Annotated in this window: 10 protein-coding genes; 4 read left to right on the top strand and 6 right to left on the bottom strand. The window is 36.3% G+C overall.

Annotated features, from left to right (window positions below; all coding sequences use genetic code 11):
• From coaD to AC06OU_RS11845, 3 genes are all read right to left on the bottom strand, one after another.
• A partial coding sequence (gene coaD, locus AC06OU_RS11855) for a pantetheine-phosphate adenylyltransferase (protein ID WP_475856000.1) occupies positions 1–414 on the bottom strand: 414 nt, incomplete at its 3' end.
• A complete protein-coding gene (rsmD, locus tag AC06OU_RS11850; RefSeq protein WP_475855999.1) occupies positions 407–982 on the bottom strand; it encodes a 16S rRNA (guanine(966)-N(2))-methyltransferase RsmD in 576 nt (191 codons plus the stop codon). The genes rsmD and coaD, both read right to left, overlap by 8 nt.
• 16 nt (positions 983–998) lie before the next feature.
• On the bottom strand, positions 999–2,414 hold the full coding sequence (locus AC06OU_RS11845) for a hypothetical protein (protein WP_475855998.1): 1,416 nt from the start codon (positions 2,412–2,414) through the stop codon (positions 999–1,001).
• Between the two features lie 52 nt (positions 2,415–2,466).
• Here AC06OU_RS11845 and AC06OU_RS11840 point away from each other — a divergent pair, with 52 nt between their 5' ends.
• A complete protein-coding gene (locus AC06OU_RS11840) occupies positions 2,467–2,853 on the top strand; it encodes a DUF7147 family protein (protein WP_475855997.1) in 387 nt (128 codons plus the stop codon).
• 4 nt (positions 2,854–2,857) lie between these two features.
• Here AC06OU_RS11840 and AC06OU_RS11835 read toward each other — a convergent pair whose 3' ends face one another.
• Positions 2,858–3,130, bottom strand: a complete 273-nt coding sequence (locus tag AC06OU_RS11835; protein WP_169358960.1) for a YlbG family protein — start codon at positions 3,128–3,130, stop codon at positions 2,858–2,860.
• Between the two features lie 178 nt (positions 3,131–3,308).
• Between AC06OU_RS11835 and AC06OU_RS11830 the strand changes: the two genes are divergently transcribed.
• Complete coding sequence (locus tag AC06OU_RS11830) at positions 3,309–4,211, top strand: glycerophosphodiester phosphodiesterase family protein (RefSeq protein ID WP_475855996.1); 903 nt, start codon at positions 3,309–3,311, stop codon at positions 4,209–4,211.
• Positions 4,212–4,324: 113 nt separating this feature from the next.
• On the opposite strand, the gene AC06OU_RS11825 is transcribed toward AC06OU_RS11830, so the two are convergent.
• Positions 4,325–4,774, bottom strand: coding sequence for a YlbF/YmcA family competence regulator (locus tag AC06OU_RS11825; RefSeq protein ID WP_475855995.1), 450 nt, complete (start codon positions 4,772–4,774; stop codon positions 4,325–4,327).
• Positions 4,775–4,858: 84 nt separating this feature from the next.
• Between AC06OU_RS11825 and AC06OU_RS11820 the strand changes: the two genes are divergently transcribed.
• Positions 4,859–5,350 (top strand): PaaI family thioesterase, encoded by a 492-nt coding sequence (locus AC06OU_RS11820; protein WP_169358957.1) that lies wholly within the window; start codon positions 4,859–4,861, stop codon positions 5,348–5,350.
• Here the strand turns inward: AC06OU_RS11820 and AC06OU_RS11815 are convergent.
• Positions 5,305–6,696, bottom strand: coding sequence for a UDP-N-acetylmuramoyl-L-alanyl-D-glutamate--2,6-diaminopimelate ligase (locus AC06OU_RS11815; RefSeq protein WP_475856002.1), 1,392 nt, complete (start codon positions 6,694–6,696; stop codon positions 5,305–5,307). The two genes, AC06OU_RS11820 and AC06OU_RS11815, sit on opposite strands and share 46 nt — an antisense overlap.
• A gap of 171 nt (positions 6,697–6,867) precedes the next feature.
• Between AC06OU_RS11815 and AC06OU_RS11810 the strand changes: the two genes are divergently transcribed.
• A partial coding sequence (locus AC06OU_RS11810) for an amino acid kinase family protein (protein ID WP_475855994.1) occupies positions 6,868–7,109 on the top strand: 242 nt, incomplete at its 3' end.

Here is a 7,109-nt window from a genome sequence, read left to right as displayed (position 1 = left end):
GTACTTAGCAACTTCTTTTACTATACTAGAGCTTAAAAATGAATATTGATTTTTGGTCATGATAAAAAATGTTTCGATTTCATCATTCAAAACCCGATTCATAGAGGTGATTTGCATCTCATATTCAAAGTCTGAGACTGCTCTGAGACCTCTAATGATTGCACTCGCTCCTACGTTTTGAGCATAGTCCATAAGTAAACCTGAGAAGGTTTCTACCTTTACATTGGGCAAGTGGGCGGTTACTTCCTGAATAAGCTTTACTCGTTCTTCTACAGAGAATAGAGGATTTTTAGAGGAGTTATTTAAAACAACTACATAAACCTCTGAAAAAATAGAAGCTCCTCGAGTAATAATATCAAGATGTCCATAAGTGATTGGATCGAAACTTCCAGGAACAACTGCCATTTTACTCATGTGAATTCCCCTCTTCTTCTTGGTAACGATAAATGGAAATAACCGTCCCACCATAATTTTCTCTGCGTGAAAGCTGGAACTCTCCATAAGCATCCGGTAGATCCACCATCTTTTCATGCTCACAGACGATTGTTCCTGTTTTAGACATTAGACCCTTTTCTACTATGTCCCCAACCAAATTATAAAAAGGAGTTTTACTATAGGGAGGGTCGACGAATAATAGCTCTATACTCAGCGCTCTTTTTTCAAATGCCTTAACTGCACGAGATGCATCTATTTTGTATATCTCGCTTGCATCTTCTAAGCGACATTTTTTTAAATTTTCGTTAATGGTTTGAATCGCTTTATAATCTTTTTCAATAAAAATACAGGTTTCTATTCCTCTACTTAAAGACTCAATACCTAGTCCACCGCTGCCTGCAAATAAATCCACAGCCGTTCCTCCATTAAAGTACGGTCCAATCATATTAAAAATAGACTCTTTCACCTTATCTGTAGTAGGTCTTGTGTTAGTTCCTGGTACTGCCTTCAATGGTAATCCTTTTCTCGTTCCTGAAATAACTCTCATACTATTTCTCCCAGCATTAATTAGACGTTTCTTCTTGTAAATGAATTCGTCCGTCCTCTTTATCTATGTTCAACAAAAACAAACGAATCATCCACGTCTCTTCTATATAAAATTTTGAACCGATTTTTTCAAATGGCTCGGACATGGCATCATATCTTTTTTGATTATAAACATAAAATGGTTCTTGAATAGGAAATCTAAATGCCCTAGTTTCATTTTGGACGTATAAACCTTTATCTGTGTCGTCATACGTATAGCCCAACACATCTAATAATGGTTCTGCTGCATATAAAACCTTTCCATCCTTAAATAGGACGTCGATGTCCTTTTGTATGCCATCGTTAATATATACAGGTCGTGAATCTTCAAACAACAATGGGAACTTGTCCTTTTGCACATCATTCAATTCGAAAAATGAAGTTTTGGAGTCAAGAAGAGTTGACAATAGCTTATCCAACTTCTTCGCACTTAACTCCTTCTGATTTTCCAACAAGGATTTCCATTCTAACGATTGACTATTGGTCAAATAACTAGTTAAGGTCTCATACATCCATATTGACTTTTCAGCCCCAACAGGAGACTCCATTAGAAAGCTGCTTACTACTTCTGCTAGCAGAAGATTTTCGGTCGGTAAATTATAGCCATCCTGAATATTCTTAACTGCTATATCTCTTTGTATAGAAGGCAAGTCCTCATTTTCCAAAAATAAAATGTTGGATGCGTTCACTTTGTTCGTATTATCCTCAACTAAAATAGAAGAATGTCTAGTGTTAGGTAATTGTAATTCATCTAAAAGCTTTTGTAGACCATCCGCTACCGGCTCCTTGGAATAGACCGAATAATGATCATTTTGGTATTGAATCGGTAAAGCTTCTTGTTGCCAATATAACTCTTGTACAGTACCTTCTCCAATAGAAAGTGAGTAGTCAATTAAGTCTAAAGAAGAGTTACCTATCTTAGGTAGACCACTTACCCACATTCCGCCTCTTTTTAAAGAGTCTGTTATATGTAATGTTGTATAGGTTACATCACCATTTTCTAGCTTTAAGAGAAAATCAGAAAGAACGACTCCTTCTTGTAATCCATTTGGCAAAGGTAGAGTATAGGATATGCTTTGACTAGATATTTCACTTTCAAGAAAGCTATTTAAGTCTTCTGCAGAACGTTTACAGCTGTCTCCAGCAATGTTTAAACAGCTCCTATTTTCACTAGCAATTGGCCATAAAATAGAGACTTTCTCCTTTGGCAAGTTAAAAAAGTGATGATTTACTTGTATACTATTTTCAAATAATTGGACATCTAGTTCTTGCTCATATGAAAAATCCTGTACTTCTTCATCTATATTGGAGGAGTACACCTCATATTGAAATAATAATAAAACACAATTTGTTACTACTAAAAGCATAGATATAAAGCCTACAATAATTTTCATGGAATTGTCCTCCAACATAGTGGTAAGATGAATTGGAAAGGAAGTGTTTTCATTGATCCAACGTTTTATAGAACTTGGCGAAGGTTACGGAGATACATTTGAGCTATGTGAATTAGCACGTGTAAACAAAGAACGTATTTACAGAGCATTTATCTTCTCTTCACCAAAAAATGGGAAGGACTATATTTCTATAGCAATTGCTCTAAAACCCATAAATGATACCAAATTTTTCCCAATTTATATTTGCCGTGAGGGTATTCCCCATTCACAGCCAGAATCTAAAAGACTAAGTACATTTAAAGAAACTTTAAACGAGTTACAGGTTGAACCAATACAAATATCTATTAAGCATTCCTCTACTTTTGCAGATACGCATTTATTTTATCAGTATATCATTGGAATCCTAAGATTAAACCATTATATACCACCATTCCAATAAAATGCTATAGACCGATTTTATAATCATACTCTTTAGCTTTATCTGGTTTACTATTTTCAAATTCGGTTTTTACAAACGGACGATAGGACTCTAATATTTCTTTTACAAAAGGAAGTTTATTCATCTTTTGTTTAGCCGCTTCTATCTGATCCTGATCACAATATAAAACGACATATTTCATTTTTTTAGAAATATAATGGACATGCCCGTATTTTCTTAAAGATTTAGCCTGCTTTAAATGATGCACATAGACAATTAGTCCTTGTCTTTCTGTCATACGCTTCCCCTCATTTCTTCCTTCAAGAATAACATATGGAGGATTTTGATAGCAACAACAACTAGCTGACAGCTAAATATCAATTGGCTATAATTAAAGAAATCGTTGTCAACATAAGTAAGTTAAGGTCCTATTATCTTGCTACAATTTGAATAAGTCCAAAAAGGGGGATTAAAATATGGGGAAAAAATCTAATGTAGCTCTTGCAATTGCTGCTGCTGCAGGTGCCGCTTGGGCTAGTACAAAAGCTTTAACAAAGCCGGATAGCCGCCCTTCAAAGGAAGCATTAAAGTATGAACATCCCATTATTCTTGCACATCGAGGAGGACTAGCCCTTGCTCCTGAAGGCTCTATGGCTGCTTTTGATAATGCTGCAAAATTAGGAGTCCATGGCTTTGAAATTGATTTGAGATTAACAAAAGACGAAGAGATCATTGTATTTCATGATGAAACATTAGAAAGAACAACAGACCTTACCGGCAAGGTTGCAGACTACACGTTGTCTGAGCTGAGAGATGCAGATATAGGGTATCATTTTAAAGATATAAAAGATGACTTTTCATATAGAGGCCAAGGTGAACGAGTGGTAACACTTGGTGAGTTAATCGATGCTTATCCACAAATGCTCATTAATATGGATATAAAGGACAACCCCGCTACTTATGAAGGTAGTCTGATGCCATCTAAGCTATGGAGATTGATAGAAGAAAAACAAGCCTTTGATCGGGTAGTTGTAACAAGCTTCTATGATGAACAAATTGATCGGTTCAATCTCTACGCTCAAAACAGAGTTGCTTTAGGTGCCGGTGAAAAAGAAGTGAAAAAAGCATACACAGCTTACTCTTCACAATTTAGACATTTATATCATCCGAAGGCGGACATTTTTCAGTTGCCGTTAAGAGCAAAAATGGTTTCTTTAGATAGTCCTGGATTTATAAAATTTTTATCTACTTTAAATATCCCAGTACATTATTGGACCATCAATGATCCAGAGGTAATGAAAAAGCTTATCCAAAATGGAGCAAAAGGGATTATTACGGATAGACCTGACCTAGCAATTGATGTATTAAAGTTGAACTAGAATTTTATGAGTCTAAAAAAAGGATGTGCACAATTAATGTACACATCCTTCCTAATTTATTTGGTGCAGCTATCTATTTGCCTGCTTAGCTGACTTTTAATTTTGCGCTTTTCTTAAGCAGAGCAAGAGCATGATCCGCCGGTTCCACAGCCACTACCGCAGCTTGAGCCGCTAGAAGCGAAAAATGGATTACTTACAGGTACTTTGACTCCTTCTGAGACTGTTTTACCAATAATCAAGCTTACCTCATCGAGGAGGTCCTGTAACTCGTTTTCAGCCACCTTAAGAGCTGCTATTTCATCTACCATATCAAGATTACGTTTAGTTACACGAATGTCTTTCATGACTCTTGAGTAATCTGGATGGTATTTTCCAAAGCGTTGAACCTCTTCGTATTGGTCCTTCAGTCGGGTAAAGCTATTGATTTCCCGCACGAGTTCAGGTTTTGTATATACAGCACGATGTGCATTTAAGTAAAGGTAAAATGGTTCAGAGGATAAAATCATTGTACATAATAGGTCTGAGTGATTCATAATATCCACCCATTCATCAGTCATAATCATAAATAAAACCTCCAATCCTGTCTATCATAACAGAAAACTGGAGACAATTGTTAAACTAATAACTTAAGTGTTAGGAGAATTTCAATGGAAAATTTACAAACTCTATTTGAACAAGTTACAAAAGAGGCTTCAGAAACGGAAAAAGGCTTACTGACAGACTTCCTTACCGGATTAAAAAAGAAACAAGAAGGACTTGCGCCTACATACCTAAATGCGACGTTTCAAATGGACACTCGTTTTGAGGACAACCAATGCATTGTAACACTTCCTGTTACCCCACTAATTCATAACAGCTTTGATATGCCCCATGGTGGTGTCATTGCAACTCTAGTCGATAATGCTATGGGATTTTTAGTGAACAAAGACCTTCATCCAGAAGGAAAAGGTGCCGTTACAACTAATATGACGATCAACTACATAAAAGCTTCATCCGAAAAGCAACTGATTGCTACATCTACGTACTTACATAAAGGAAGACAAACGCTAGTAATGGAATGTACTGTTACCCAACCGGATGGGAAAAAGATTGCTCATGCAACCGGATCATTTTTTGTTATTACACCTTCATCAAAATAAGACTGAACTACTTCAAGATCAGAAAAGGGTAAAACAACTTCTTTAATAATTTGTTCTTTTTCATGCCCTTTTCCCGCTATTAAAACGACATCTCCTTCTTGAGCGGTAGCTAATGCCAAGCGAATTGCATTTCTTCGATTAGCTTCCACCATTACCTTGCTAGGGTCTATCCCTTGAATAATATCTGCGATAATTGCTTCTGGTTCCTCATTTCGTGGGTTATCAGAAGTGATAATTGCCTTAGTAGCATATTTGGAAGCTACCTCTCCCATCCATTTTCTCTTTTGCTTATCACGATTTCCCCCACACCCAAAGACAACCAATATATTTTTCTTCGCATAAACTGTAATAGAAGACAAACAAGCCTCTAATGCATCAGGTGTATGTGCGTAGTCTATCAATACCTCAATCCCTTTATTATTCGGTACCCTTTGTAGCCTTCCAGCCGGTAAATTTACTGGATAGATCACCTCACACGGGAGGCCTAGGCCTAACATTGCACCAAGTGCAGCTGCTAAATTCATCCCATTATGATATCCACTATTCCTCATGATGACAGACGTCTCTTTTCCATTTACTTCATATTCATATTTAACTTCTTCATTTAAATATTTTTCATTACTAAAAATTACATCGTTACCATCCTGATTTCCGAATCGTATTGTTGGTATATATGATTTTTGTGCAACTGAACGACACCATTCATCATTATTATTAACTACCAACTTTCTCGCTAATGGAATGAGTAGCTCCTTAGATTTTTTATATGGCACCATCCCGCCATGAAACTCTAGATGGTCTTTTCCTATATTTAAAAATACAGCAACGTCCATTGGATAACTTCCTAATCGATTATCCAACAAGCCTTGAGAGGAGGCTTCTAATACGATGTATTCCACGTCATGGTCATAACAATACCTCACTACCTGTATGAAATCATAAAAAGGTAGTGTGGTATTGTTTCTAAATTGCCTTTCCAATTTTTCATCATTTACATAGACCCCTAGGGTACCAATTACACATACGGACTTCTGTTGTTGCTTCAATAACTGCCCAATAAAAGAAGCAACGGTAGTTTTACCATTGGTACCTGTAATGCCTACTGTCTTTATTTTTTGTCCATATTTTTTATAGGTTAAATACGCAATCTTGTCTTTTAGCAAAAACATATCAGATGGAAGAACGATTTGTGGAACACAACAGTCTGGAATATAATGCTGAGTAATGACTAGATTAGCTCCTCTTTGGATTGCTTCCTCTACAAAGGTACGATTGTTGGATTCCCAGACAAATACATCTCCTAGCTGTATTTGTTTGGAATGATCTATAAAACGATGAACAGTTATACCATTTAAATCTCCAAATATCTTATATTCCAGACCCTCTAATAGCTCTTTTATTGGATAAATAGTAGCTCACTCCCTACACCATTCTTGTTAAATCGCATACAGTAAAATGAATTCCTTGTATTTTATGAACGGAGTGTTTGAAATGTCACGAAAAGAGTGGTTGAAAATATGATTGTGCAAAAATATGGAGGAATTGCGATGCAGGATACTTCGAATAGACAATTAGTCATCGAAAGAATCCAAAAAGCAATCACTGCCCATAAGAAAGTGTTAGTTGTTGTATCCGCCATGGGAAGAAGAGGTCAGCATTACTCTACCGATACATTGCTTGACCTTATACCAAGCTCGCCACACAGTGTAGAGACAGATTTACTTTCTGCTTGTGGAGAGCTCATTAGTGCATCTGTATT

Source organism: Psychrobacillus sp. (assembly GCF_056205495.1).
This window is presented reverse-complemented; position numbering and strand designations above follow the sequence as displayed.

Bases quoted from the DNA above. Each gene is read 5' to 3' on its own strand.
- rsmD (WP_475855999.1), bottom strand. From the start codon at position 982: ATGAGAGTTATTTCAGGAACGAGAAAAGGATTACCATTGAAGGCAGTA.
- AC06OU_RS11845 (WP_475855998.1), bottom strand. From the start codon at position 2,414: ATGAAAATTATTGTAGGCTTTATATCTATGCTTTTAGTAGTAACAAAT.
- AC06OU_RS11835 (WP_169358960.1), bottom strand. From the start codon at position 3,130: ATGACAGAAAGACAAGGACTAATTGTCTATGTGCATCATTTAAAGCAG.
- AC06OU_RS11830 (WP_475855996.1), top strand. From the start codon at position 3,309: ATGGGGAAAAAATCTAATGTAGCTCTTGCAATTGCTGCTGCTGCAGGT.
- AC06OU_RS11825 (WP_475855995.1), bottom strand. From the start codon at position 4,774: ATGATTATGACTGATGAATGGGTGGATATTATGAATCACTCAGACCTA.
- AC06OU_RS11820 (WP_169358957.1), top strand. From the start codon at position 4,859: ATGGAAAATTTACAAACTCTATTTGAACAAGTTACAAAAGAGGCTTCA.